This is a genomic window from Coleofasciculus sp. E2-BRE-01, from assembly GCF_040221695.1.
In the GTDB taxonomy this organism is placed as follows: Bacteria; Cyanobacteriota; Cyanobacteriia; order Cyanobacteriales; family Coleofasciculaceae; genus Coleofasciculus.
The window spans coordinates 21,985-48,289 of the sequence record NZ_JAVKEA010000022.1 but is presented as its reverse complement, the minus strand read 5'-3'; the positions used below and the strand labels follow the sequence as shown (position 1 = coordinate 48,289).

General features: G+C 44.4%; 23 protein-coding genes. 16 read left to right on the top strand and 7 right to left on the bottom strand.

The genetic code is table 11. The features are described 5' to 3' along the window. Positions 1-2: 2 nt before the first annotated feature. From RIG66_RS02570 to RIG66_RS02550, 5 genes are all read right to left on the bottom strand, one after another. Positions 3-2,687 carry a ShlB/FhaC/HecB family hemolysin secretion/activation protein gene (locus RIG66_RS02570; protein WP_446374911.1) on the bottom strand — a complete coding sequence of 895 codons (2,685 nt, stop codon included), beginning with the start codon at positions 2,685-2,687 and terminating at the stop codon, positions 3-5. 312 nt (positions 2,688-2,999) lie between these two features. Then, entirely contained in the window at positions 3,000-5,654 is a 2,655-nt protein-coding gene (locus tag RIG66_RS02565; RefSeq protein WP_446374909.1) for a family 10 glycosylhydrolase, read from the bottom strand. 84 nt (positions 5,655-5,738) lie between these two features. Beyond that, a complete protein-coding gene (locus tag RIG66_RS02560) occupies positions 5,739-8,393 on the bottom strand; it encodes a DEAD/DEAH box helicase (RefSeq protein ID WP_446374907.1) in 2,655 nt (884 codons plus the stop codon). Then, entirely contained in the window at positions 8,390-8,539 is a 150-nt protein-coding gene (locus RIG66_RS02555; RefSeq protein WP_446374905.1) for a hypothetical protein, read from the bottom strand. Before RIG66_RS02555 ends, RIG66_RS02560 begins: the two co-directional genes overlap by 4 nt. 536 nt (positions 8,540-9,075) lie before the next feature. Beyond that, complete coding sequence (locus tag RIG66_RS02550) at positions 9,076-9,519, bottom strand: ATP-binding protein (protein WP_446374903.1); 444 nt, start codon at positions 9,517-9,519, stop codon at positions 9,076-9,078. Between the two features lie 216 nt (positions 9,520-9,735). On the opposite strand from RIG66_RS02550, the gene RIG66_RS02545 reads away from it, so the two are divergent. Next, entirely contained in the window at positions 9,736-10,875 is a 1,140-nt protein-coding gene (locus tag RIG66_RS02545) for a PP2C family protein-serine/threonine phosphatase (protein WP_446374901.1), read from the top strand. Positions 10,876-11,236: 361 nt separating this feature from the next. Here RIG66_RS02545 and RIG66_RS02540 read toward each other — a convergent pair whose 3' ends face one another. Then, positions 11,237-11,563, bottom strand: a complete 327-nt coding sequence (locus RIG66_RS02540) for an STAS domain-containing protein (protein ID WP_006101943.1) — start codon at positions 11,561-11,563, stop codon at positions 11,237-11,239. Between the two features lie 617 nt (positions 11,564-12,180). On the opposite strand from RIG66_RS02540, the gene RIG66_RS02535 reads away from it, so the two are divergent. Further along, positions 12,181-13,293, top strand: a complete 1,113-nt coding sequence (locus tag RIG66_RS02535) for a saccharopine dehydrogenase family protein (protein WP_446374899.1) — start codon at positions 12,181-12,183, stop codon at positions 13,291-13,293. A gap of 341 nt (positions 13,294-13,634) precedes the next feature. After that, positions 13,635-14,105, top strand: coding sequence for a hydrocarbon-binding protein (locus tag RIG66_RS02530; protein ID WP_446374897.1), 471 nt, complete (start codon positions 13,635-13,637; stop codon positions 14,103-14,105). Positions 14,106-14,412: 307 nt separating this feature from the next. On the opposite strand, the gene RIG66_RS02525 is transcribed toward RIG66_RS02530, so the two are convergent. Then, a complete protein-coding gene (locus RIG66_RS02525) occupies positions 14,413-14,691 on the bottom strand; it encodes a GNAT family N-acetyltransferase (protein ID WP_446371683.1) in 279 nt (92 codons plus the stop codon). A gap of 1,139 nt (positions 14,692-15,830) precedes the next feature. On the opposite strand from RIG66_RS02525, the gene RIG66_RS02520 reads away from it, so the two are divergent. The 13 genes from RIG66_RS02520 (at position 15,831) to RIG66_RS02460 (ending at position 26,106) form a co-directional block, all read left to right on the top strand. Continuing rightward, positions 15,831-16,301 (top strand): hydrocarbon-binding protein, encoded by a 471-nt coding sequence (locus RIG66_RS02520; protein WP_446374895.1) that lies wholly within the window; start codon positions 15,831-15,833, stop codon positions 16,299-16,301. Between the two features lie 217 nt (positions 16,302-16,518). Next, complete coding sequence (locus RIG66_RS02515; protein ID WP_446374893.1) at positions 16,519-16,890, top strand: roadblock/LC7 domain-containing protein; 372 nt, start codon at positions 16,519-16,521, stop codon at positions 16,888-16,890. A 710-nt stretch (positions 16,891-17,600) separates the two neighbouring features. Further along, the gene (locus RIG66_RS02510; RefSeq protein ID WP_446374891.1) at positions 17,601-18,155 is read left to right on the top strand and encodes a protoglobin domain-containing protein; all 555 of its coding nucleotides are present in this window, start codon (positions 17,601-17,603) and stop codon (positions 18,153-18,155) included. A 57-nt stretch (positions 18,156-18,212) separates the two neighbouring features. Next, positions 18,213-18,584 carry a roadblock/LC7 domain-containing protein gene (locus RIG66_RS02505; RefSeq protein WP_446374889.1) on the top strand — a complete coding sequence of 124 codons (372 nt, stop codon included), beginning with the start codon at positions 18,213-18,215 and terminating at the stop codon, positions 18,582-18,584. 273 nt (positions 18,585-18,857) lie between these two features. Beyond that, positions 18,858-19,388 (top strand): GTP-binding protein, encoded by a 531-nt coding sequence (locus RIG66_RS02500; RefSeq protein WP_446374887.1) that lies wholly within the window; start codon positions 18,858-18,860, stop codon positions 19,386-19,388. A gap of 180 nt (positions 19,389-19,568) precedes the next feature. Continuing rightward, positions 19,569-20,066 (top strand): hypothetical protein, encoded by a 498-nt coding sequence (locus tag RIG66_RS02495; RefSeq protein ID WP_446374885.1) that lies wholly within the window; start codon positions 19,569-19,571, stop codon positions 20,064-20,066. A 163-nt stretch (positions 20,067-20,229) separates the two neighbouring features. Beyond that, positions 20,230-20,601: a roadblock/LC7 domain-containing protein gene (locus RIG66_RS02490; RefSeq protein WP_446375041.1), complete on the top strand. Its 372-nt coding sequence runs from the start codon at positions 20,230-20,232 to the stop codon at positions 20,599-20,601. 273 nt (positions 20,602-20,874) lie between these two features. Further along, complete coding sequence (locus RIG66_RS02485) at positions 20,875-21,372, top strand: hypothetical protein (protein WP_446374883.1); 498 nt, start codon at positions 20,875-20,877, stop codon at positions 21,370-21,372. A gap of 69 nt (positions 21,373-21,441) precedes the next feature. Further along, entirely contained in the window at positions 21,442-21,813 is a 372-nt protein-coding gene (locus tag RIG66_RS02480; protein WP_446374881.1) for a roadblock/LC7 domain-containing protein, read from the top strand. Positions 21,814-22,504: 691 nt separating this feature from the next. After that, the gene (locus RIG66_RS02475) at positions 22,505-22,888 is read left to right on the top strand and encodes a hypothetical protein (protein ID WP_006102062.1); all 384 of its coding nucleotides are present in this window, start codon (positions 22,505-22,507) and stop codon (positions 22,886-22,888) included. An 897-nt stretch (positions 22,889-23,785) separates the two neighbouring features. After that, on the top strand, positions 23,786-24,157 hold the full coding sequence (locus RIG66_RS02470; protein WP_446374879.1) for a roadblock/LC7 domain-containing protein: 372 nt from the start codon (positions 23,786-23,788) through the stop codon (positions 24,155-24,157). Between the two features lie 457 nt (positions 24,158-24,614). Further along, entirely contained in the window at positions 24,615-25,280 is a 666-nt protein-coding gene (locus tag RIG66_RS02465) for an MIP family channel protein (protein WP_446374877.1), read from the top strand. 283 nt (positions 25,281-25,563) lie between these two features. Further along, positions 25,564-26,106 carry a GTP-binding protein gene (locus RIG66_RS02460; protein WP_446374875.1) on the top strand — a complete coding sequence of 181 codons (543 nt, stop codon included), beginning with the start codon at positions 25,564-25,566 and terminating at the stop codon, positions 26,104-26,106. Positions 26,107-26,305: the final 199 nt, after the last annotated feature.

The following is a 26,305-nucleotide window of genomic DNA, read 5'->3' as shown; positions in this document are numbered from 1 at the left end:
CCCTAGAAATTGTAATTCACACTAAAATAAAATCCATCATCCTGAGCATTTTCTCCGCGATCATCTAAATCAACCAAGGGCAACCCATAATCCAGCCGCAGGTTTAAATTGGGTAAGGGTTCCCATAATATCCCTAAACCCAACCCAGCAATAAATGTCTGGTCTACTAATTCATTCGGATTTGTCCCTCGATTCCAAACATAACCAACATCGAAAAACGGGGCTAAAACAAAAGTCGCAATACCCGATTCATCCCGTTCTAAGGTCATCCGATCTTCTACAGAAATGCGAAATCCATTGTCTCCCGCCCGGATATTTTGCCGATATCCTCGTACCGATTGACCGCCACCAATGACAAATTGTTGGGCGGGTAATAAACTATCAAAGGCTAACTGGAGATCCGCTTGAATAATTAAAAAGTTATCCGGATTGATAATTTGTACCCGCTGGATTTGAGCCAACCAACTAACAAACTGACCATCGGGAAAATCCTCATCAACATCCGAATTTTCTGTCGCATCAAATAAACCTGTGCCAAAACTAAACAGGGAACGGAATGCCCACGCCCCAGAGGTTTGACGTAGGGTGTACTCTTGCCCAAACTTAATGACACTGGTGCGACTGATACCCTCTTCATCAGGACCTATGCCAAAGGGTGTTGGTCCGAACACGGTAAATGTTTGACCATCTTGATGGGTAAATCCTAGAGATAACGCCAATTCTCGACGCGGTGTGCGGATTAAGGGTTGGCGATAGTTAATTTCATACAGATCAGACTCACCTTGAATCCCGAACTCTCGCAATTCATCTTGAATCACTTCATTTTCATTAAACGATGCTCGCAGTTGCACCGTACCATTCATCGCATTGATTGGCGCACGATAATTAAAATCCCAGGTATAGGCACCACCAGCCGTTGTCCGGTTGTATTGTGCCGAAATTTCATCCCCAATACCAGTTAGATTGAGATAACGGGCATTCGTCGTGAAACGTTCAGCCCCCACACTGGGAGGGGAATAGTTATCAATACCGACACTTCCTTCAAAGGGATCGGCTTCCGATATCCGCACCACGAGAATACTTTGTCCTAGTCCAGTTCCCGCCCTCAAAGAGGCTTCCACATTTTCAAATAACGGATTCACTCGTAACAAGCGCAATTGGTCTTCTAACGCACCTGTATTCAGGGGTGTATCCGCTCCCAATCGAACACGCGATCGCACGTAACTCGGGTTCAGCCGTCGTGTTCCTTCCACCTGGATGGCTTCCAGACTCCCTTCAATCACCCGAATTTCCACCACACCTGTATCCAGGGTTTCTTCGACCAGAACCGCCCTAGAGGTAATGTAGCCTTGTTCCAGATACAGTTGAGAAATCGTATCCGCGACACTTCTAAGTTCTTCCAGAGTGACGGTATTTCCTTCCACTGGTTCAATAATCGGGTTAAATTCAGCCTCGCCAAAAATCGTACTCCCGGTGACATTAATCTCTTGGACTTGAATCTGCCTCTCTTCCGGCGAGGTGTCATCATTCTGTTTGGTGTTCGCCGCAATCAAACGAATGTCATGGCTACTGGCAACGATTGGCGACTGATTCTGGTTCGGGGAGGATAAAGGTTGCTCAACGACGTTAATCCTGGTAGTGGAGTTAGGTTCCTCTACTTTAATGGATGAGTGTTGTGGGCGTTGCCGAGGGTTAACCGTTTCCGGTGAAGTTGCGGGCAATCGTTCAACCTGCCCAATTACAGACTGAATTGGGGAAACCCGCAGACTCCCGGCTTGCCGATTTTCCGGTTGGAGACGGGCAGGATGAATCTGAGACGGTGCTAAACTTGCCGCCTGTCGATTTTCCGCTGTTAAGCGAGTGGGGTGAATTTGAGTTCCCCGAACAGGGCGGTCATCTGTGGTTGATTCAGAATGACGTGAAGAGTGACTCTCTAAGTTACTCGTATCCAGAACCTGTATCCTGGTTTCCTCGACATTCCCAGGTTTTGACTCTACCTCTGGGGAATCGGGAGTGAGAGAATTATCCAGAGAAAGACTAGACAGTTGATGGTTGTCCCGATTACTGGGGACAGGTTTAATCACCAGTCTTTGGGGATGGCTATGGTAAGTTACATCTGCCATTCCACCCTGAAAATGAGCCAACTGGTGACGGAACGGAGAAACATGAACCGTTTGAAAGACAGTGGGATCAGGCTGGGTAGGATTGAGGATATCTCCAGGTACAACAATGGGATCAAATAGAATCGCCCGTAGCCTATCTATATGATGATGTAAAACAATACTTGAGCGTTCTAAACGGGGAAACCTGTGTACACCGGAATCATGAAGCGTTGCGATCGGCAAACGGGTAGGTTTGGGCGGTTGCGGTTTGACTGCTTGGGGTTTGAGATTCGTGGGCTTTCGGGATGTTGATGTAGACGGTGTTGGTTTAACCTTCAACGACTGAGGCTTAGTCACCGCAGACGGAGTCGGTTTCAGGCGTGAAGCGGGAGACTTGACCGATTTACCCTTCACCCTGCCCATCTCGGACGTTTCTCGACTCAGGATTTGACCATCCATCACCCCCTTTGAGGTTGGGTCAGTCAACTTCGACGGTGTTTCACCAAAAGCAATGGTTGCCATACCAATTCCCGTCAGAACTGAAAGCAAACCCACAAAAACATTAAGCTGTAAATACCACTTCATCAAGGTAAAAACTCGACTGTAAACGAGCAAGTACTGCGTGAACCATCAACCTATTGTTGGGAGTATCCCCTAACCCCTTACCGTTATCTCAATAATATGTCCTTTGGGCAAACGACTTGATCGGGAATCTTACCCAGATCTGATGTCGGGGAACAATCAATCTGTGTCCCCAGTTGAGACTGATAGGGTAGACAACTATTCTGAATGCTAATTCTTGCTAGACCCATGGGGAACGCCTTAACTGCCCAAAATAGTTTACCTTACACAAACTACCATGCTCTTAAGCCAAATGTCGGCAATTAGTTTCAGTTATTAACGTTTAATCGCATCTGACGAATGTTCCGGTAAAGTGGTTCGTTCACCATAGTTCAATAGCCGTTCAATTGTTGCCAGCCGATTATCCCACACCTGAACTTGATAAGGGTGGCGCATCCCTTGCTGCTGCATCCATTGGGGGAATTGAGATCGGAACGTGGCGAGGGCGGCTTGGGCGGTTTGAATAAGCGGCGGTGAGGGTTCCCTAGCCAGTTGATTGAGCGCCTGATTTAGCTTTTCTGTTTGAGCCACCCATTCAGTAAAGGCGTCTTGATGAATGGCGAGTTGCTCATTCGTGACCAAAAAGTTCCATTCCCGTTGCAGCGCCACAAATCGATCCATGGCGACTTGGAATGGCTTACGGTAAGGAATTGGCTCGGTTGAGGTAGACTCCGGTTGACCTTGAGTCTGTTGGAAAATACGATGTAAATTCTCGTTAAGATTCTCAACCGCAAACACAGCATACCCGTTGGCAGGTAAATCCCGCAGCAGTTGGATTTGGTCAACTGCCACAACATCGGGTAAATTCAACAAACGAATCCCTGGAATCAGCAACGCTTGGTTGAATGTCGATTCGGTGAGTAACGGTTGGGTGAGACTGTGTAACCCTTCGGTATCCAAGGCATAAGTCATCGGTACAACCAGATCAATATATCCCTGCTTTGCCCATTCTTCCCAGTTTTGCTGCAACCGTTGCTGACGTTCCGCCGGGGGGAGGGGAAATACAGCAGCCGATAGAATCAAATCAGGACGTTGCGACAACAGACGCGCTGATACTGATGCGACAAAGCTGTCCACTTGACGGATACGAAACTCTGTCCATTGCTGCCATAATGTGCGATCGCGAGGATACACCTCAATCGGATCAACCCCGGTTCGTTCCTTAAATTGCTGACGCGCCGCCACCCCATACCCATACGTCTGATTCACTCGCGGATCTTGAAACGGATAGCGAATATAATCCAGTTGAATCCCATCCACGTCATAGCGGGTAGCAATTTCCTCCAGCAGCGCCATTAAATACTCCCGCACCTCTGGATTCGCGGGATCAAAAAATGCCTTTCTCGTATTCGGCGCAAACAAGCGTCCTTGCTTATCAAAAATCGCCCAATCTGGATGCGCCGCTAAAACTGGACCCGGATAATCCAACGGCTGATTTAATAACGCATTGTGACGTTGATTCGCCGCCGCAAAAATCCACACCCAAGCGTGTAACTCCATCCCCCGTTCATGCGCCAACTCCACGGCGGCGTCTAGAGGGTCCCAGCCGCGCACCAGAGGGTTTTGTTCGGGAGCCACCTGACTCGGGTAAATTGGATAACTGGCGTTAACAGTTTCAAAGAAAACCGTATTAAATCCCGCCTTTGCCAGGTTATCGAAGAGTTTAACTAAGTCCTGTTTACGCTTTGCCTTGACAATTGTCCCCCGATCCAACCAAATTGCCCGAATTTCAGGTTGGGCAAGTTGACGTTCCATCGGATAATTATCCCAGAGTAGCCGTCGGGCATTAATCCACTGTTGTCGCGCCGCCGTATAGTCTTGTTGCTCAACCGCACCCAGAAAATTTTCTAAGCCGATTCTCGCTTGCGCCAACGCCGAAACCGTGGTTCGATTTGGATGGGAATGCCGTTGATTTCCATGTTCCGATTCCTTGGCACTCATCCCCGCTAAGGACTCAACACTTTCCTGAGTGAGCAAACCAACCTCACTATTATGAGCATTAGCCCTTAATAATGTACTTTCCACCCGACCAATTAAGTTTTCCAACTCCCGACTCATCGCCGTCACTTCATTGGCGGTAAGGGTTCCCCAATTGTTCGCTGGAGTTTGGGCGGGAAGCACCAATCGATCGCCTTCGCTGGGAACAGGAGTCGGATTAGTTGCGCTGCGGTTATCTTGGCGTTTTTGCTCCGGTCTGATTGCGGGTACAGAAGTCGCCGCACAATTGGGTGGGGATGAATTCGGCATCTTTCCAGGCGTCGGCGTAACATTATAATGACTCAGCGCGGCTTGCAGCCAAACCACATCCATCTGGGCGGCGTCTTCCCCATCCACTCCCCAGCGCCAGCCCAAAAAAATCGATTGATCCGTCGTCACCACAGCCGGGGGACTTTCCGACTGATTCCACACAGCCACCGTTTCAGCATTCAAACTGGCGGGAATCACCACACCCCCTTGCACCTCTCCCACTAATCCCGCATCGGGTATCCAGCTTGGGGCAGAAATCGATAATCGTTCCAATCGAGACGGCTGAGTCAAACCAAATCCCCAATAGGCACCTAAGAGCGATCGCAAACGATTCCGCACCTCAGGTTGGGATGCAATACCCACAGAACCACTAACAATGACCCGTCCCCCTTGACGCATCCACTCTTGTAGAGTCGCCAGGTGTTCGGGTTCCAGGCGTTCAATATTCGGTAAAAATAGGAGTTGGGTATTTCCCAGATTAGAACGTTGAGCAACCTGGCTCAACTCAACCACGCAGTAATCCACACCCGTTGACTGCAAGCGATCGGTAATATCTGACCAATCAGCTTGATTATCCGGACTTTTTACCACCCCTAAGTTGACCGTTTGAGCGAACGCCCTGGGTAATCCTAGCAGGGTATTGATTGTTGTCGCGATCGCAATGCCAATCACCCATTTTTTCATAAGCTATCTTGGAAGGATTTGGAAACTTTGAAGGGGTTTGGGAACCTTGAAGAACCTTGAAGGGGTTTGGTTACCAAACCCCTACTAACCCAATTCATTAACGGGGAAGCGATCCAATAACTGAATGGCTCGAATAGCATTCCGTTTTAAGGCATCCGATAAGAATGGCACATGGGGAATTTGAGATAGAAAATCGACACTGCGGCGTAACAATCGCACAATATCCCCTTCATCTAAACTGGTATCCGCACAAAGCTCTGTCCATTCCACACCTAATGCCCATTGCTCAACTAACCCAATTAAATCCCGTTCTAACCAAATCGGCAAAGCCACCTGATAGCGACGTTGGACTTGAAACAACTGACGGCGAGTTTGTCTTAAACTATCTAATGCTTCCAGCACAGGTTCTGAGGGGGGATAATTTGTCCAGCTATCGGGACGCGGGGTTTCCGTCACCAAAGCGCAGGCGCAGGCGGCTAAGTGGTGCGGATCTAACTGATCAAACGCACTAGACATCAACGCTAACCCCAACCACAGTTCGTTATCTCCGCGAATCGCTGCGGCTGCTTGCCCCAATGATGTCGGCTTGACATCTTCCAGACAACCAAATGTCCTTAAAATTTCGATCAGGTTGAGAAATTCTTGCCAGTGCATCGCTTGGTTTTCCCGGTAAAGGGTTTGACGCTCATTGATTTCCTCTTGTAGGGCTAAACGGCGTTTATGACGTTTAATCAGTTGAGACGGATTCCCCCATTGTCGCACCAGATGATCTTCGAGTTGGGCTTTTACCGCATCCATTCGATGCTGTTGTGCTTCAACTTCAGGTGCGACCATGGGTTCTATATCAGTGGGAATTTGAGCCGCGATCGCTTCCGTGTCTGGTGTACCCCGTCTGGTTTGACCGGGCTTGAGTGTGAGTTCAGGGGGTGGGTTCAGCACCGTTAAATCAATCATCTCTAACCACCCATGCACCCCAACCAAATCGGCGGTTGTGGCGATATACCAGCGATTATCGGCACTTAAGCAGACTAAATAGGGGGATTGTCCCCGCCCTTTTTCCTTCGCGACTAATATCGCCAGAATCGGTTCCGGAACTGGAATATACTTGCCTTTGAGTGAAAGTAGCGTACCCAAGGGCGCTTCGGGGATAATTTGGGCAATTTCCGCCACTTGTGCGGCTTGGGCTTGCCGTTGTAGGGTTTTGAGTAATCGCCGTTCTTCTTTGAGCCGTTCCTTGAGTTTTTCGTATCGCCCCAGGGCGTTTAAGTCAACGGGTGCTAGTTGAATATCTAATTTTGCCAGTTCTGTGGTTAACTCCGTAATCGCTTGTTGCTGGGGTTGGAGGTACAGTGTCGCCAGGTATTGTGCAAAACTGCGTTCCACCAACTCCTTGGCTTCCGGAAGGGTGTGGGTTTGGAGTAAGTTCAGCACCATCCCGTAGTTGGGCGTAAACTGGCTAACTAAGGGGTCAGCCTGACTGGTGGCGAGGTACGCCGCTTCCTTTGCTCCTTCAAACGGCGTCTGTACTGTGACCACATAACCCGTGGCATCCATCCCCCGGCGTCCGGCTCGACCTGCCATTTGCAGAAATTCCGATGCTGTCAACAGTCGGTGTCCGCGATCGGTTCGTTTTGAGAGGGTAGAAATTACGGTGGTGCGAGCGGGCATATTAATTCCCGCCGCTAGAGTTTCAGTGGCAAACACCACCTTAACCAACCCTAATTGGAACAGTTCTTCTACAAACCCCTTCCAAGCCGGTAAAATCCCCGCATGATGGGCAGCAATGCCGCGATACAGGGGGGCGACTTGTCCCGCCCTACCCGCTTCTGGATTCCGACGTAAAAATTCGTCAATGCGCTTTTTCAATTCAGCCGCTTCTTTGGCATTAACCAGAGACAATTCTCCCAACTCCTCCACCGAGCGATCGCAACCGCGACGAGAGAAAATAAAATAAATCGCGGGTAACATATCCCGTTGCTGGAGTTGCGCCAGCACAAAGGCATTACTGGGGCTTTCTGGGCGTCCCCCCCGTCCTCTCCCTTTGTTGCGTTTCGGTTTGAGACGAGGATTTAACTTTGTTTGGTTAGAGTCCAGCAGGGGAAAAATGCCCTTCGGGTTGGCAAAGCTGAATTGTAAGGGAACCGGTCGAAAGTCGGAATAAATTCGCTCGGTTGCGCCATGAACTAAGTTCAACCAGTCCGTTAGTTGATCGGAATTCGCCACCGTAGCGGATAGGGCAACAAGCTGAACTTCTGGAGGACAATAAATAATCGACTCCTCCCAAACCGTACCCCGTTGTCGGTCATTCATATAATGGCACTCATCCAAGACCACCGCTTCCACCCCTTCTAGGGACGTACCAATTTCCCCAATCCGTGTGCCGTAAAGCATATTGCGGAAGATTTCCGTGGTCATCACCAAGATTGGCGCGTCCCGATTAATGGAAACATCGCCCGTAACCAGACCCACATTGTCCGTACCAAACGTAGCGCGAAAATCTCGCAGCTTCTGGTTGGAGAGGGCTTTCAAGGGAGTGGTATAAAAAACTCGCCCTCCTCTTGACAAAGCGCGGTAAATAGCATACTCCCCAATCAACGTCTTCCCAGAACCTGTGGGAGCGCAGACAACAACCGAGTGATTCGCATTCAGCGCCGCGATCGCTTGGAGCTGAAATTGATCCAGAGGAAACGGAAACAGATTTTTGGGGTCAAGTTCTATCTTCGGGGTCGAAACGTTCACACTCGCTCTTTCCAATAGGTGACGACAGCGGGACGGGACGAAAAACACTGTACCCAACTGAGTTCAGTGTGCAGTAGTTCTATTTTGACATCCTCCTGAATGGATTCCCCATATCGGCATACCAATACTGCTCTGATATAGCGCATCTCCCTCATCTCCCTCATCTCCCTCATCTCCCTCATCTCCCTCATCTCCCCAACCCCCCGCCCATCCTACTCCCAATTTTAGGGTTAGAAGCTGTTTGTCCTGATTTGCCCGCTGTCGATTGGAAAAAAGGCTGTAGCAACTTGGACACGGAGATCTACAAGCGATGTGCAACAACATGAGGAAGTTTTCACCAGCATCCTATTTTAGGGGAGAACGTGAAAGCGTAGTCATTTTGTCCAATCAATCAGCCAAGCGTCTTACGTTTGATGCTAAGGGCAACGATGACAATCGCGGCAGCGGTCGCTAAATGGTGATTCACCAGGTAAGCCGCTGAATTCTAGTGAGCATCAAGCTAGATTTAACCCAGTTTGATTAAGTTATTCGGAGCAGATAGAGCAATTGAAGGTAAAGCCTAAACAGTAACCCAGCTTGAGAAGCTGGGTTTTCGCTTATCGGAAAGCCGATCAATTGAAATATGCACCCCTGCATCTCAGCCCCCGTTCCCCTGCTTCCCGACACCGGGCGGCTGGGATTTTTAATAAAATTTAACAATCGTCAAACAGTTGCGGTTATCATCCATGCGTGTATAACTGAGCTTATCGGCAATTTTTTGCATAATAGCCAATCCTCGTCCTCCTTCCGCCTGATCAGCGGGCAAGGACGACGGAGTTCGGAGCCGCCGTTCAAAATCAAAAGGCGCTCCACTGTCCCAGACCCGTATCTCTAGGCATTGGGGCGATTGCCCCAGAATTACCTCAACCTCAATGGAAACACTGGGCGGCAGGTCTTTGTGGGCATATTTCACCGCGTTAGTGTATCCTTCCGCAAGCGCTAGTTTGCACTGTAACCAGACTTTTGTTTCGATTGAGGAGGGGTGAAGCTCCCCAAACCAGGATAAAACCTGGTCTAACGCATTCAGGTCGGAAGGAAATTGCTTGCTAAATTTTTGAAGCTCTCTCAACTGCTCAAAGCCTTTCACATCAACGACATCAAAGCCAGAATTAAAATGAACAGATACTCCCTGTGAAAAAATCCAGTCTACCCTAGATTTATCCCTTGCTCTACCATTTATTCACTGACCTTGCGATCTTTATCACTTTCTCATGAAAGTACCCATAGCTTCATCGAGTCTTCCTTCTTGTTGTAAGCGCGTGCATCTGCAATCTCCTTGAGTGACTTGTATTATCTCGATGCCATGACCCAAATTCTAATTATTGATGACGACCCTGCCATTCAAATACTGCTGAAACGGACGCTTCATAACCAAGGTTATGACGTCACCATCGCTAGCAACGGCGAAGAGGGTCTTGAACTTGCGCGGCAGTTGCGTCCGGCGTTGGTCATTTGTGATTGGATTATGCCAAGGATGAACGGACTAGAAGTCTGTCGTCAAATTAAGGCAACCCCAGCACTATCAACCACTATGTTCATTTTGCTGACATCTCTCGGTTCCGTTGGCGATCGCGTGAAGGGACTGGATGCTGGGGCAGATGACTTTATCTGTAAACCCATCGAAATCGCTGAGTTGCAGGCGCGAGTACGTTCCGGCTTGAGATTGCATGAACTAAGCCGCGATTTGCAGCACCAAAAACATTTGCTGGAAATGGAACTCGCAGAAGCGGCGGAGTACGTCCGTTCTATTCTGCCAGACCAGATGACTGAACCGCCTGTGACTATTGACTCTCGATTCATTCCGTCTCGGCAATTAGGAGGTGATGGCTTCGATTACTACTGGTTGGATTCAGAACACCTGGCAATTTATCTGTTAGATACGGCTGGGCATGGCTTGAGAGCAGCTTTACCAACGCTTTCGGTGTTAAATCTATTGAGATCACGCACCCTGCCGAATATTGACTATTACCAACCCAGCGACGTTCTACGAGGGTTAAACCAGACCTTTCAGATGACAGAACGCAACGATAAATACTTTACTATCTGGTATGGAGTCTATAATCGGACGAAGCGTCAACTTGTTTATGCCAGTGCTGGACATCCACCGGCTGTCTTATTTTCGGGTCAGCCATCATCTAGTCGGGAGGTCAATCTCTTGAAGACAACGGGACTGCCTGTGGGTATGCTGCTTGAGGCTGAGTATGTTGATGATAGCTGCGACGTCAGCGAATCCAGTTCCCTTTACATTTTCAGCGATGGGATTTACGAGATTCACCAACCCGATGGTGATATCTGGGGACTTGACTCATTCGTCAAACTTCTGGGTGAGTGTAGAATAGATAGTTCGTGTAACCTTAACTCCATCCTAGAGGGCGTTGACATATTAAATCCCAAAGACTTTTTCGATGATGATTTGTCTTTGCTAGAAATTAACTTTGATTAGATAGGCTCCCCGACTTCTTAAGCTGGCGAAGGAACGGCTGACGTCGGGGTTTCCCGCCCTCAATCTGGGTTTACTCTCCCCTTTAAAAACAGGTCAGAGGTCAGAGGGTACTGTATTAAGTTTTGTAAATAGCCCTCAAACCCTTACATAAACGGAACAGTAGAAAAGGGATGTCAAAATCCCCCAAACGGATTTGGTATTAGCCATAGAACCCCATTTGGGGATAGAAGAGTTACCCGCCAAGAATTTGCATTCCTGGCGGGTTGTTGCTAAAAGGTGATCAGTTACTTAGGAGCTTAATACTCCCCCTTCCGCACGGGGATTCTTACTGGGTTTCGCCAAATTGGGCTAACCCAGAGAATTATGCACTAGAAGAGACAGCCTCCTCAAACGCTTCTCGTGTGGGAAAGATTTCAAACACCCGATCCATGCTTGTCAGTTCAAATAACATTTTGATCTGTTCGTTGACTGAGCAAACAAAGAGCTTTCCCCCAGCAGCACGAACGGTCTTAAGGGCAAGAACTAGCGCCCCTAAGCCCGAACTATCCATAAAGGTAACGTCTTGAAAATCAATCAATACGATGTCGGCATTTGATTGCACAAGGTCGCTAATCTCTTGACGAAATTGACCAGCTTTTGTGCCATCTAAGATGCCAGAGGGTTGAACAACTTTAACCACAGGACTCATATACTACTTATGACTGCCGTTACAGAAATATCCAGACCTTGCCAGTATAGCCGCGACAATTCAAATCAGCCAAACTTTTGGACTGAGAAGAGGTGTCGTTTTTAGGCAGTTTTTATCCTCTGGAGAGATTATAGAGATATCTCTCTGGAGTAACTTCATTCTGTTTTCCTTGGATCAGCTATCTGCATTGGTCAGGGATGGGATGTATCTCAACTTGGGCGGAGATACGTCACTCCTTACCGAGTCCAGCCGTATCCATCCGGATTTTTTCGGTAAGCACACTTACTTTGACGCTCCCTTCGCTAAAAGCGAGGGATTCTTGGGCTGAATATTGCCGTTCAGGTTTCCCTTACTGTGGTCTTATACACTCATGTCTACGGTATGCTCCGTACTCCTCAAGCGTGCATTTCCGTCCGCCCGACGGTATGTACAGATACTACCATCTTTTCTGGCAATTCATCCCGTCACTAAACGTGAAGGACGTCTTGCCGGATTAGATAAAATCGGGAGACTGTTGAGGTTTGAATGGAGGACTTTTGACGTCCAAGGTAGCGGCAACCTTGATCTCAGGGGTAAAGGACTTGGTAAGCTTCAGTAAGCAGATTAGGAAGTGGGCAATGACAGACCGGGTTTTGATTCTGGGAGGACGAGGACGTATCGGCAGCAATGTTATGCAAGATCTCATTGCCCATACCCAAGCACAAATTACGATTACAGGGCGTCACAGGGCATCAGAGACAGAATTTTCGCCACAGGTTCAACCGCAGGTGCAGTTTCTCACCCTAGATTTAGCCGATCGCGATGGGTTGAGGGATGCGATCGCGTCTCATAATCTGGTTATCCATTGTGCGGGTCCTTTTCTCTATCGAGACGCCTCGGTTCTCAAAACTTGCATTGAGATGGGCGTAAATTATCTGGATGTCAGTGATAATCGCGCCTTTATCCAAAAAGCCTTCCCCTATCACGAAGCAGCAGCGGCGGCGGGTGTCACGGCGATTATCAATACTGGGGTTTTTCCGGGAATCTCCAATAGCATGGTGCGTCAGGCGGTTGAACAATTGGATCAGCCGGAAACCATTCACCTGAGTTATGGTGTAGCCGGTTCCGGTGGGGCTGGCGTAACGGTGATGCGAACCACGTTTCTCGGGTTAACAGAACCCTTTGAGGCGTGGATTGATAACCAGTGGCATCAGGTAAAACCCTATAGCGATCGCGAAACGGTTCATTTCCCCCAACCTTATGGCAAAGTTGGCGTCTACTGGTTCGATGTACCCGAAACCGTTACCCTTGTCAACTCCTTCCCCGTGAAAACGGTGATCACCAAGTTTGGCTCAATTCCCGATATTTATAACCACCTCACCTGGATCACCGCCCATCTGTTTCCCGCCGATTGGTTAAGGAAACCCGAAAATATCGAGTATTTGTCCCAAATCAGCTACCGCATGACCCAATTTAGCGATCGCATCAGTGGGATTGGAATTGCCATTCGCGCCCAAGTCACAGGGTACAAAGAAAACCAACCTGTCACAGTTGTCTCAACCTTGGTGCATGAAAATACAGCGGCGGCGGCTGGTGCAGGTACAGGCAGCATTGCTCAGTTTATACTAGCAGGTCAACTCAGTAAACCGGGTATTTGGTCAGTTGAACAAGCGCTGACAACGGAATTATTTGAACCAGCGATGCAACATCGAAACATCCAAATTCATTTGCAAACTAACCCCCTGACCTAAAGCGTTAGCCTTCTTAGCTAAAGTTGATATAGTTTGAGTAATCAATTGAAGATAATGAGGCAATTTTTATTATTTTTTAGTTAATAATATTTCGTTTTATTTTTTTTGATTGATAGATCACAAAAAAGTGGACGTTTTCCGGAAGTACCAGCTAAGCTTATGTATGGTATACAAGTATTACAGATGTAGAAAATAAGTATAAATTCCTCGGAGTTTCTTTAAGCTTTTGTCGGTTATACCCTAAAGTCTTAATAAACTTATCGAATTACTTCTGTATAACTAAACACCTAGATAAATGTAGAACACATCTCATTAATCTATTCTAAAAATAAGGAGCAAATGTGTTAGAACTAAAACGCGATAAACTGGGACAACTTAGTAGCATTGAATCCTTCCGGGCTATTGTGGAAGGCATGACAGACGCATTAGGGGACAAAGCTACAGCCGTAGCACTGACCTCTGCGGGTCGGAAGCACGGTAAGGAAGTTGCTGAAAAGTTGGGCTTGAAAGGTTCAACACAAGACTTAGACGGTGCCGCCAAACAAATCACAGAACTTTTAGGAGAAAAAGGCTCTCGTCTTTGTATCATTGATCGCATTGTTCGGGACGGTGATTCGATCAAAGTCTATGCCTTAGAAACCCTCTGTGCTGTCGGTGGAACTGAGGAAAGTCCTCCCAAGTGTACTTTTACACTCGGTCTAGTTTGGGGAGTCTTAGGTGAACTACTCCAATCGAAACTGAAAGCAAGTCAAACGGAATCGGTACTCCGAGGTGACAGTTACGATTTGTTTGAGTTTACTGTACTCACCTAATGTGTACAAAGAGCGGCTTTTTATTGTCTTTAAGGATAATACCAAAGGGAAAAAAGCCGCCGTTAGTAGAGACGTAGTATGCTACGTCTCTACATTATTTATTGGGGGAAATGTTCCCTCCCCTTGATAAGGGGAGGGTTAGGGTGGGGTAGAGTCAAAGTATTGCTTAAATTTTCCGCTTAAGTTGACACGGGCGCACATCGGTGCGCCCATAAAACCCGCAAAATCTATTGCCCAATTTTACACGCCACGAGAGAAAACCCTCTTGCTACTGGCGTAAGATCTCAGTATGACCCGAATGCAACGGTTAAAACGTTAAAAGCATTCTGTCTCTGTTTAAGACAAATCCTTTCTTTTTGTACCAATCTACGATAAAAGGATTCTTGGTTTTTATTGGAGTCAGACGTATCCCCTTAACGCCTTGGCATTTAAGTTGAGCGATGGCTTCGTTTAAAAGCTGATTTCCGAATCCTTTACCTCGACAGGTGGGTTTAACTTCGATGAGATTAATCACACCAAATCCATCAGGTGCGATACTAAAGACGATTTCCCCGACAATCTCGTTTTGCACGATTAGTTCAAACATAATTCACCTTACCGCTGAATCGCGGCGTTTTATTAACCCGAGTTCGATGCAAAAGGCTGATAACGTAATGAGGTGGGATACAGGTTACAGGGTTTTCCGAAAAATAAACACCTGTAGCGACGCTGAACTCAGGGATATTGGCTAAATTCAAGTGCGCTGCACTAGCTAGTTTTTCTAAAGATCCTGGGCTGTATTTCTGAAGACTCTCAAAATCCTTACGATTGTCTCAGTTTTTGCCCTGATGGTTGATTCACTCTGATCAGCAGATTTTAATGATTCCCATCACTATTCTTTTTTGAGTAAATTCTCCTTAGCGAATCTGAAACATGGCGTTAAGTTTTCGAGGCTAAATTCCATGATTCAGAGAAAAATAGAGAGATGTGTTTTCTTGTTAACACATAGTTATATCATACCATATTTATTATCTTCTATAGGTAGAGTCTGTGTCAAGACTTGCCAAATGTATTGCATGTAATACAATTGAACAGAGAGAGAATTTCAGTAGAGCGAAACGTTTTAGATAAGAAGTGCAGAGGGACGGACTCAAGAACACTGGTGTCAAGTTCTGGTGTCAAGTTAATGAAAGCCATGTTCCAGACCTGTCATTGTGCTATGGCGTATGGCTAGCAGGGGCTGTATACTCAAGTTGCCAGTTCATCATTCTTAGTGCAAGCATCTTGACCACTTTTTCTTAGGGACTTGCAGGTTAATAATGTATTCACTAAGTTTCACTGGATTGTTGATACAGCTTTCTTAACGGAGACTCCATCTATTTTTACGCCAATATGATTATCTAGATTTTTATATTTATTTTATATTTTGAAGTAAAACTCTTTTTGAAAGGAATTTTTCAAAAAAACATGGGGGCTATAGTAATTATAAATAACAGAACCCTCAATGTCTAGATCGGCAAAAAAAACATATAAGTTTCCGGATTGCATCAATTGAATCGGTATATTATTCATAGAAACGGCAGGGCAATATGTCTAGAACCAGCTAAATATCTATGGTTAAGAATTTAGTTTTATCAAAGAAATTCTTAAATTTATAGTAATTTGCCTGACTAGAATTACCTTGCCAAACACCTTCTTGGTTGATAAAATGTTCCAACTCTATGTTGTCAAAAATAAGGAGTCAACGTGTTAGAACTCAAACGAGATAAATTAGGACAATTCAGCAGTATTGAATCCTTCCGAGCTTTGGTTGAAGGGATGAGCGATGCCTTAGGTGAAAAAGCGACAGCCGTTGCTCTGACTTCTGCTGGTCGTAAGCATGGGCAAGAACTCGCAGAAAAGTTGGGGTTCAAAGGGACTACACAAAACTTGGAAGATGCGACTAAGCAAATCGCCGAAGTTTTGGGTGAAGATGGCGCTCGTTTGTGCATCATTGACAAGATCACCCAAGAGGGCGACACTGTCAAGGTTTACACCAAAGAAACCCTCTGCGCGATCGGCGGAACTGAGGGAGAACCTCCTAAATGTACTTTTACCCTCGGTTTAGTTTGGGGCGTTTTAACCGAACTGCTTCAGCAAAAAATAAAGGGTTCACAAACGAAATCAGTCCTTCGAGGTGACTCTTACGACCTGTTCGAGTTTATTACTGTTGAGTAATTCGACAAAAAGCAGCTAATGAGGATTGCCCTGCTATCACACTCGGCAAATCTTCTCTTAGCCGCCTTATGCTCATCGTGAGCTGACTGGGTAGCCTTACAGTTTGGGCTAAAACCCAGAAGTAGGTAAATATAACATCCAACCAGTCAGCCATGCTTGTTTTCGTTACACAACTTAACTTCATTGTCCTCTATTAACGTTAAGGAGAAACACAAGAATGGGAATCAATACTCAAAAACTGAGTCATCTGGTTCAGAATTTTGTCTCGACGACATCTGACGTGCTAGGTGCTGCAATTGTTACGCCGGATGGTTTACCCCTGGCGTCTAGCTTGCCCGGATCAGTGGCTGAAGAGCGTATCTCAGCAATGTCCGCCACCATGCTGTCTCTGGGTGAACGGATTTCCAAAGAACTCTTGGGAGGTCAAACCAGTCGTATTTTAGTCGAAGGTGATGACGGCTACAGCATTATGACCGACTGTGGTCTAGAAGCGGTGTTCATCGTTCTGGCTGGGAAAGATGCCAAACAAGGCGCTCTCAACTTGGATATAAACCGAACCGTTACCCAAATTAAAGTCAGTTTGGAATAATTGGGTAGGTCTCCTATTTGCACCCCGGCTTCTTTAAGGAGTCGGGGATCGCATTCAATAAATTATGATCACAAATAATAAAACTATACATAAGCGACACCATATATCTGGACACAAGCATAGAGATAACCACAATACTGATTTAAGCTAACGCTCCGGACTTATCTGCTAACGCATGAAAAAAGGTAATGTCAGGAACGTTATGTCTTTTGTCTTTTGTCTTTTGTCCTTTGTCATTGGCAAAGGTTGGATGCAGACTTAGTTGGAATAGTCGAGGAGCAGGTTAACACAGCATTATTTACCGAAACATAGATTCTGTCCACTGTCCTAAGCCAGGTTAACAAGCGTCAAATTTTTACTGTTCCCTGTTCCCTTGTCCTCATGCTCAAGTTTAATTATGTGCGACTACTTAGTGCAGGCTGACAAAGTTCGGCATTAGCCTAGCTGGATACAAGGATATCCATTCTAGTGGTCATCGAATTTTTAATGGTTGGATGATTCTGAATTCAATCACTATTTTAGAAATGCGTTAAATTCAATTCATTTAAATACCAAAACTTGCTTTTAATTTGGTATTTAAACGTTTTTTGCTGCTTGATTTTATTACTCAACTATTCTTTACAAGAAAAACACAAAACTATATGGACAATTATAAAAATTATTTGTTATCAATGAAGAAGATTAAAGAACCATGATGGTAGGAGAAAACTATGACCTTAAATGCTCATGCATTTATGGAGACAATGGCAAAGCGTATTGGCTTTACTGATGAAGACAAAGCCATCCTCAAAGCTAATGCGACTTGGGGCAAAGATATCGCTCCAGAAATGGCAAATCATTTCTATGCTTATTTGGGACGAGATCCAGAAATGAGCGAAATTTTGAATGCCAAAGAAGGACGGATGCATCGTCTGCGTGAAACCTTTACGCAATGGTTTTACGAAATGTTTACAGGTATGGATGATTGGGGTAATGCTTATGCCGATCGCCGCTGGCGAATTGGTCTAGTGCATGTGCAGATTGGCATTGGACCCCAACATGTGGTTCCAGCCATGGCAATTGTGGTTAATGCTGTAGGTCAAAAGCTAAAAGAGGCAGACAAAAATGAAGAATTACGGGATGCCCTCAGTCTAATTTGCATGATTGATCTGGCATTTATTGAACAAGCCTACATTGAAGTCACGTCAGCCGCCGTACTTCAAGAAACTGGCTGGACAGAAGGCTTATTCAAACGCCTCATTTCCACAGGTGCAGCTTCGATGTAACTCAAGGCTTAACTGTATTAGCAATCTCTCAAATTTCAGCAGGAGTACAAACAATCAATGGCGATCAATTCTGAAAAATTAGGACATATTCTCAAGGATTTTGTCTCGGCGACGAATGATGTTGAAGGGGCTGCTATTGTCACTCCAGATGGTTTGCCTCTGGCAACTACTTTGCCTAGTAATATGGATGATGAACGGGTATCAGCCATGTCTGCGGCGATGCTATCTTTAGGGGAACGAATTGGTAAAGAACTGGTTCGAGGTGCAATTGATCGCATCTATGTTGAAGGTAACCAAGGGTTGAGTATTTTGACCAGTTGTGGTGAAGATGCTGTCTTTCTCGTTTTAGCTACTCAACAAGCCAAACAAGGACTTTTGATGTTGGAAATAAAACGGGCGCTTGGTGACCTTAAATCCATCTTACTGTAAAGCAAGAAAACAATTGTCAGGCAATATTTAAAAGGCTGTAATTAATGGCAAATAATAGCCATAAATATCCTGACATTGCTCAACTAGACCCTTGACAGCATTTTCTGTTTTTCCTTCCACATCAAACAACGAAAGTATTCTTTTAGTTCAAGATAGTTTTGATTTAGGTTTTGGATTCATGGAGGTCACTAAAACAACTTTATGCATTAAGTATTTATGCTATCGTTATGCCACATAATAAAACTAAAAACAAAAAATGGTCAAATAAATTTCATGAAAAATATACGTATAGTTATAACCGGAACTGTCGGAGCAGGAAAGTCTACTTTTGTACGTACAGCTAGTGAAATTGATGTTGTAGAAATAGAACGTCAGGTTAGTAATTCCGAAAAAGAATACTCATTTAAGGATAAAACTACTGTTGCATTCGACTTTGGCAAATTGGTGTTAGATGCCAAGAATAATTTGCATCTATATGGTACTCCAGGTCAAACCCGCTTTGATTTTATGTGGGATATTTTAATTAAAGGGGCTGATGCTTATATTCTACTGGTGAAGGCTAATCAAGCAGATAGTTTTTCCTACGCTAAAGATATTTTAGCTTTTATGAATAATCGCGTTCAAGTACCGATGGTTATTGGTTTAACTCATACTGATTGTTCGGGGGCTATACCGACAGAAGAAATAGTCCAACATTTAGGCATTTTAAATGATAAACATTGTCCAGCTATTTTCAATGTTAATCCTCAACTGAAATCTTCGGTTGTGGCAGCACTAAAGGTTTTAACGAATCAAGTGATTTAGATGAAATTATAGCTAAATTTCAATAATGCAATACTTTTGGTTATAAAGGTATTTTATTTGTCCTTAGTAAAACTTAAAAGTACTTTTATAGAGAAATATCTGAATGATGTTTTTAATTGAGAAATAGTAAACAGAAAGTTAACTAATTACAGTCAAATCAACACAACTCAGGAGATGGATATGGCAATTGCACAAAATGAACTACGTCAAGAACTTGGAGACTTTAGCAGTATTATTTGCCTCAAAGCCATTATTACGGGTGTTGAAGAAGCTTTAGGCGATAAAGCTACAGCAATTGCACTCATTTCTGCGGGTCGTCAACGAGGCAAAATGTTAGCGGAAAAGCTTGCCTTAGTGGACAAAAGCAAAGAAATTTCCTTAGTAGATGTGACGAAAAAAGTCCAATATGCTCTAGGGAAAGAGGGAACTCGTTTGTGCATGATTGACAAGATCATCCAGGAAGACGAAGGATATAAAGTCTATACTCACGAAACTGTTTGTTCAGCAGGTGAACCTCAAGGCTCGTCTCGGCAATGCACATTTACGATGGGGGCAATTCAAGGGTTTCTTGAAGCCTTTTTAGGTAAGCGTTTACGGGGAACTCAGACTGAATCAACATTACGGGAAGGAACTCACGACGTTTTCGAGTACAAGATTTTAGGCGCTGTCCAAAAATAATCTGGTTTTTGCAATTGGATTGTACGAGTACAGAATAGCGTCAATAAAATAAATACGCAAAAAAGCTGAACATCGTCATGATTTGAGTAAAGGCGTTCTCTGAGAACGTCTCTACATGACGTTTGCACAAAGGAGATTAATCAATTTAAGCAAAACAACGGCTATGGCAATTAATCCTTACAAATTAGGGCGTATTTTACAAAGCTTTGTAAGCAATACCCCTGATGTGCAAGGTGCAGCAATGATTACTCCCGATGGTTTAACCCTAGCTGCTAGTTTGCCAGTTGATATGGATGATGAACGAGTATCGGCAATATCAGCAGCGATGTTATCTCTGGGTGAGCGGATTGGTAACGAACTGGCTCGGGGAACTATTGATCGCATTTCTGTGGAAGGTAACCATGGTTTAAGTATTTTAACCAGTTGCGGGGAAGATGCTGTTTTTCTGGTTTTAGCCAGTAAAACAGCTAAACCGGGATTCTTAAAATTAGAAATCAAACGAACGATTACTCAATTTAATTTATTTTTGCCGTAAAAATTATCGATTGACAATATTGCATTGGTGCAGGCATTGATTGCGCCAATGAATTTTATTTTTTCTTAAAACTATACTCAGCCATAGACTTTATGTATGCTTTATAAAAATACCATAGAAAACTAGAGACATTTCCCTAATTAATTGCTAAAACAGAAGTAGGGATTATTACCTAAAACTAACCCTAAAAATTAGCTGTATAAGAATATTATTTTTATACAGCTAAACAAACTATCAATGTCAGCATTTTTAGCCTCAAATGAGGAAAGTATTATGGCAATTGCACAGAATGAACTACGTCAAGAACTTGGAGACTTTAGCAGCATTGTTTGCTTAAAAGCAATCGTTGTCGGAGTTGAAGAAGCACTGGGCGAAAAAGCCGCCGCGATCGCGATGATTTCTGCGGGTCGCCAACGGGGTAAAAAGTTAGCCGAAGACCTGGATTTAGTAGGCAAGGGTTCCTCCATGTCCCTAGAAGATGTGACCGTAAAAGTGCAGGAAGCCTTGGGCAAAGAGGGAACTCGTTTGTGCGTCATTGATAAAGTTACCCAAGAGGGTGATATCTACAAAGTTTATACTAGCGAAACTGTTTGTTCAGCCGGCGAATCTCAAGGCTCATCCCGGCAATGTACGTTCACCATGGGAGCAATTCAAGGATTTCTCGAAGCATTTTTGGGTAAGCGCCTACGGGGAACTCAAACTGAATCCGTCTTACGGGGTGGCAATTTTGACGTGTTAGAGTACGCGGATCTTCCTGTAGTGAATCATTAAAAGGGTTCGGGTTGTCGTTCAGTATCTATCGCGATAAAGACTATTTGAAATTGGACAAGGAGTATCACAATGTCTATTAATGCCGAAAAACTGGGAATGATCATCAAAAATTTTGCTTCAGCAACGTCTGATGTTGAAGGTGCGGCGATTGTTACCCCAGATGGTTTACCTCTGGCGACTTCTTTACCCAGTGGTATGGATGACGAACGGGTTTCTGCGATGTCGGCGGCGATGCTTTCGTTAGGGGAACGGATTGGTAAAGAATTAGTTCGCGGTGTAATTGACCGTATTTATGTAGAGGGTGATCAGGGTTTGAGTATTCTCACCAGTTGTGGTGAAGATACCGTCTTTCTAGTTTTGGCGACTAAAGCGGCGAAGCAAGGACTTTTGATGCTGGAAATCAAGCGCACCGTTGGTGAATTACGGATGGTTCTGTCGTAATTGATACCTAGCTGACCGAAGAAAGGCAAAAGACTCCAGGAATGTAGTGGACTGACACAGCTAAAATTGTGGAATAGATTTGACGTTTAACCCTGAGCGAAGTCGAAGGGTTAAACCGGGCGCAAGCCTTGCGCCCCTACAATTCTAATCCACCAATTAAGGTGTGCCACGCCAGTAGTCGGCTGGCAAGCTTAAAGTTGTGGGTAAAATTTTTCTGGATCGCTACTCTCATAAGGGTTCCTTGAAAATGCTTGACCACCTTTTTAAGCTTGCCAAGCCATTAGGGTGGGCATTGCCCACCCTACTTCTATGTGAAGTTACCCAAGAATTATGAGAATGATGGCACAAAAGTATAAGAAATGTTAACAAAATCAATCTAGGGGATTGGTCATATTCAACCTATGAAGGCGTAAGGGTATACCATTGAAGGGTTTGGAGGCTAAACAGCTCAGTAATATCTATCTATAGGTAGAGATGAACTGGAATCAAGGCTTGAACTCAATTGTCGGTCTGATCTTCTCAGCGATCCATAAATAGTCTACCCTGATTGTAAATTTTTTTAAAAAAAAGCTCATTTCTCCGGAGAAGTTCACTATACTGGTTTTTACCTTCGTAATTTCTTACATTACAGAAATTGATTAAAGGTTTGTTACATAAAGACCATTTTTTACCCCCGATAGGAGGAACGTCCATGGAAATGACAACCCGTGAAAACTTCACAAAGACGTATTCATTCAACCAAAAGGTCACAGGCTTCTTAATTTGGACATTTACCCTAACCGTAAGTCTCTTAGTGGCAGGGTTTCCGCTGATTGTCTTAATGGTGGCGCTTGGAGCAATTATGGCGATTTCCTTACAATCACTTTTGCCGATTAGTGCCGTTTTGCTCGTCGCCGTTGGTTTGATTGGCGCGAATGTTTTTGGCATTTTGTTCGGCGCTGCCGTATTAACCTTTAAGGGCGTCAATCCGAAGGAAGTCCGTTGGTTAAGCTGGTTACATGGTGAGCAGAATATTCTTCATAAGTCAATTTTTGCAGCTTGCCCACTCACCTGTGACTATGAACTTACGAAGTAGTACTCCACTTGGTATTCAAAAATTTGTCAACATAGCTTGATGACTGCGTAAGTTTTCCATCAAATGGTAGTGTGGCCCGGTTTTAACCGGGTTTTTTCATGGGTTGGTAAGTAGGTGGACATAAAGTTGTAAGCTGTCATGCATTTAAATTGGGTATTAGTAGCGAGCAAGATGCTCGCACAAGGATTTCACCATTATTGACATTAAGGTTTAAATGCCGAACAGCTTAGCACTACGCATTAAGGTTAGGACAATACAATTGAGTGCTTCCCCATCTCCCCCAGCTTCCCCTGCTCTCTAACCCCACCACAAAACTTATTCAGCAAGTCCTATGTAAGGGTTTGAGGCTTCTTTATAAAAGTTAACACAGGGATGTTTTCGTTTGTCCGACTACTTATCAATGATAAATATAAATTTTTTCTAGCTTTAACTAAAAAAGAAATACTGAACTGGGTGGGCAATTATCCAGCCATTGCCTTAGGCTTTAGATACTATACAACTTGTTAGAGACATATAAGTAGTCGGACTTTCATTAAAATTAACGGTTGAGATTAGGCAGGACTAGGGAACAGTAAGGCTTTGAGGGTGATTTACAAAAATTAATACAGTACCGCTTTCTTTTGTCCGACTACCTATACTCAATTTAAATGCATGACAGAATAGCAAAACTTAACTACGTATATTTGGTAACTTTAATTACCAAATACAGGATGTCATGAATTTAATAATTTACCATAAAATATGGACATCTTCAATAAAACTTTATATAAAATAAACCGGATATTATCTGATTTCGACAGAAAGGTTAATTGGAAGAAACAAACAATGCTTGTTTCATAAGTCTTAGACTACCTAGTGACTGAATCTGAATCCTTAAAATGTATTAGGAGCAAAAACATGCCGATTGATTCTGACAAAATGACCCGTATTTTGCACAATTTTGTCTCGAAAATCTCTGATGTTGAGGGAGCTGCCGTGGTTACTCCAGATGGTTTGCCACTTGCATCCAGTTTACCCGGTGGTATTGATGATGTACGGGTATCTGCCATGTCAGCTACGATGCTGTCTCTGGGCGAGAAAGTTGGAGCTGAACTTGCTAAAGGCGGCATGGATCAAATCAGCGTTACCAGTGGTGAAGGGTTTAGCATTTTGACCAATTGTGGTAACGATGCTGTTTTAATCGTCCTCGCCGGAAAAGATGCCAAACAGGGTGTTTTACAGTTAGAGATTCAGCGTGTCGTTGATGACTTGAAAGTAGCGATGAGGTAGTCTATTTAGCCAATTTACAAGTTAACTAATCTGCGAAGCTAATTGTAATTTTTATCTCCCAAATCTCAGGCTAAGATATAGCTAAAGTTTGCTTGCAAACTCAGTAAATAAGTGGGCATGAATAAAAAATACAGTGAGTTTCTAGTAAATTGGCATCCTCTTTTTAAGAGTACAGACTTAAGTCTCCATCGTCTCTCTTGTTAATCATCAAGAATGGGCAGGATATTCGGTTTTCTGTAAAGCTTGAATCAATCCAGTTTCAAGCTTCACACGATGAGTTGTAACCTGAGTTGGACATTGATTAACCAACTCAGCAAAAAAACAATCAAGGTATTGCATCTCCAACACAGGGACATCAATAAAAAAATATACGACTGGACTCGTTAGTAGCCTTAAATCAAACCAACGTTTATCAACCAGTCAACTGACACGATGTACTGTAGGAGAAGTTACAGCGATGAAATGGAAAGCGTTCATTGCCGAATTTATTGGTACGTTTGCCTTAATCTTTATTGGAGTCGGCGCAATCGCGGCAAACCATATCACCGAAGGAAGCGCCGGACTAACGGGTATCGCTCTAGCCCATGGATTAACCATTGCGGTTATGGTTAGCGCCACAGCCGCCGTCAGTGGTGGACATCTGAATCCCGCTGTGACATTTGGAGCATTGCTCACCGGTAAAATTGATCCCAAAAATGCGGGTGGATATGTTCTCTTCCAGTGTTTAGGCGCAATTTTTGCCGCTAGTCTGATTAAACTGAGTATTCCCATTCAGGTTCTCAGTGCCGTCAGTATGGGGACGCCAGCGTTGGGATCAGGAATTAGTCCAATTGCTGGAGTTGCGATGGAGTTTTTTCTGACGTTTTTCTTAGTGTTTGTTATCTTCGGTACCGCCATTGATCCCCGCGCTCCCCAAGTTGGGGGCTTATTTATTGGCTTAACCGTAGCCCTAGATATTCTCGCCGGAGGTCCCATCAGTGGGGGAGCGATGAACCCAGCACGACATTTAGGACCAGCTTTATTAGGCGGAGGACTTGGTAATATTTGGGTGTATTGGGTGGGTCCTTTATTAGGGGGAGCTGCAGCGGCTTTACTGTACGAACTCACTTTGGCAAAATCTTAAAACTTGTCTACCTCAGCAGCGGGCGATCCGAGTAAATGGAGTGAACTTCAGGTGTTTATTAATCTCAGCGGATCGCTCCTACAGCCGCCAAATCGTTAAACTAAATTTGGCTTAATTAAAGCCTGATTTATTTGACTGTGTAGATTAGATATTTTTTAGTTAGTTTAATAGATTTTACTCGGGCTTTTTAGCGACTTGTAAAATTATATACTTAACTAGAAAATGTCGCTACAACTAATTGATTGATTCAATAACTTACGCTAATGTGGTGTATAAAAAATCTATGAAAACTTTACGAGCCGTTGTCGCTGGACCTGTTAGTTCGGGCAAATCTACTTTTGTGAAAACCGCTAGTGAGAAGAATTTGATAGAAACCGAATGTTTATCAACTGATTCCACATCCTTATTGAAACCACAAACGACTGTTGCCTTTGACTTTAGCCGTCTGATCCTCAGTCCGGAAATGGAAATGCATATCTACGGCACTCCTGGTCAATCTCGCTTTGATTTCATGTGGGATTTATTAATTAAGAGAGCTGAGGGTTATATTCTGTTAGTGGCAGCCCACCGTCCGGACGATCTTCCATCGGCTCGCGAGATTCTTGTCTATATGCATCAGCGCGTACAAATCCCCATGATCGTTGGTATAACTCATACCGATTGTCCAAATGCCAGGTCTGTAGCAGAAATTATCGATGCTTTAGATTATCTGGATAAAGAAAAATCCCCAATCGTGATGACGGTTGATCCAATGAATAAAACCTCTGTACTTAAAGTGGTAATGAAGCTTAAATCTATTATCTTGGGGGAGATTGACGGAGAATGAATTTATTTATTGAAGATATAATTTAAGGAAAATTTTGAGTAATTTAATGCTTAGATATGGCGGTTTACAAAAAATTGAGTCAGGATATATTTAAAGGATCGCCTATGTTTTTATTAGCGTAAAATACGGTTCATTTAAATAGACCGCTATCCGTCTGTATTCCCCGTAAGATTAAATTTATACGCCGCTTATATTCAGG

Bases quoted from the DNA above. Each gene is read 5' to 3' on its own strand.
- RIG66_RS02570 (WP_446374911.1), bottom strand. From the start codon at position 2,687: ATGAAGTGGTATTTACAGCTTAATGTTTTTGTGGGTTTGCTTTCAGTT.
- RIG66_RS02565 (WP_446374909.1), bottom strand. From the start codon at position 5,654: ATGAAAAAATGGGTGATTGGCATTGCGATCGCGACAACAATCAATACC.
- RIG66_RS02555 (WP_446374905.1), bottom strand. From the start codon at position 8,539: ATGCGCTATATCAGAGCAGTATTGGTATGCCGATATGGGGAATCCATT.
- RIG66_RS02545 (WP_446374901.1), top strand. From the start codon at position 9,736: ATGACCCAAATTCTAATTATTGATGACGACCCTGCCATTCAAATACTG.
- RIG66_RS02540 (WP_006101943.1), bottom strand. From the start codon at position 11,563: ATGAGTCCTGTGGTTAAAGTTGTTCAACCCTCTGGCATCTTAGATGGC.
- RIG66_RS02535 (WP_446374899.1), top strand. From the start codon at position 12,181: ATGACAGACCGGGTTTTGATTCTGGGAGGACGAGGACGTATCGGCAGC.
- RIG66_RS02525 (WP_446371683.1), bottom strand. From the start codon at position 14,691: ATGTTTGAACTAATCGTGCAAAACGAGATTGTCGGGGAAATCGTCTTT.
- RIG66_RS02515 (WP_446374893.1), top strand. From the start codon at position 16,519: ATGGGAATCAATACTCAAAAACTGAGTCATCTGGTTCAGAATTTTGTC.
- RIG66_RS02510 (WP_446374891.1), top strand. From the start codon at position 17,601: ATGACCTTAAATGCTCATGCATTTATGGAGACAATGGCAAAGCGTATT.
- RIG66_RS02505 (WP_446374889.1), top strand. From the start codon at position 18,213: ATGGCGATCAATTCTGAAAAATTAGGACATATTCTCAAGGATTTTGTC.
- RIG66_RS02500 (WP_446374887.1), top strand. From the start codon at position 18,858: ATGAAAAATATACGTATAGTTATAACCGGAACTGTCGGAGCAGGAAAG.
- RIG66_RS02495 (WP_446374885.1), top strand. From the start codon at position 19,569: ATGGCAATTGCACAAAATGAACTACGTCAAGAACTTGGAGACTTTAGC.
- RIG66_RS02490 (WP_446375041.1), top strand. From the start codon at position 20,230: ATGGCAATTAATCCTTACAAATTAGGGCGTATTTTACAAAGCTTTGTA.
- RIG66_RS02485 (WP_446374883.1), top strand. From the start codon at position 20,875: ATGGCAATTGCACAGAATGAACTACGTCAAGAACTTGGAGACTTTAGC.
- RIG66_RS02480 (WP_446374881.1), top strand. From the start codon at position 21,442: ATGTCTATTAATGCCGAAAAACTGGGAATGATCATCAAAAATTTTGCT.
- RIG66_RS02475 (WP_006102062.1), top strand. From the start codon at position 22,505: ATGGAAATGACAACCCGTGAAAACTTCACAAAGACGTATTCATTCAAC.
- RIG66_RS02470 (WP_446374879.1), top strand. From the start codon at position 23,786: ATGCCGATTGATTCTGACAAAATGACCCGTATTTTGCACAATTTTGTC.
- RIG66_RS02465 (WP_446374877.1), top strand. From the start codon at position 24,615: ATGAAATGGAAAGCGTTCATTGCCGAATTTATTGGTACGTTTGCCTTA.
- RIG66_RS02460 (WP_446374875.1), top strand. From the start codon at position 25,564: ATGAAAACTTTACGAGCCGTTGTCGCTGGACCTGTTAGTTCGGGCAAA.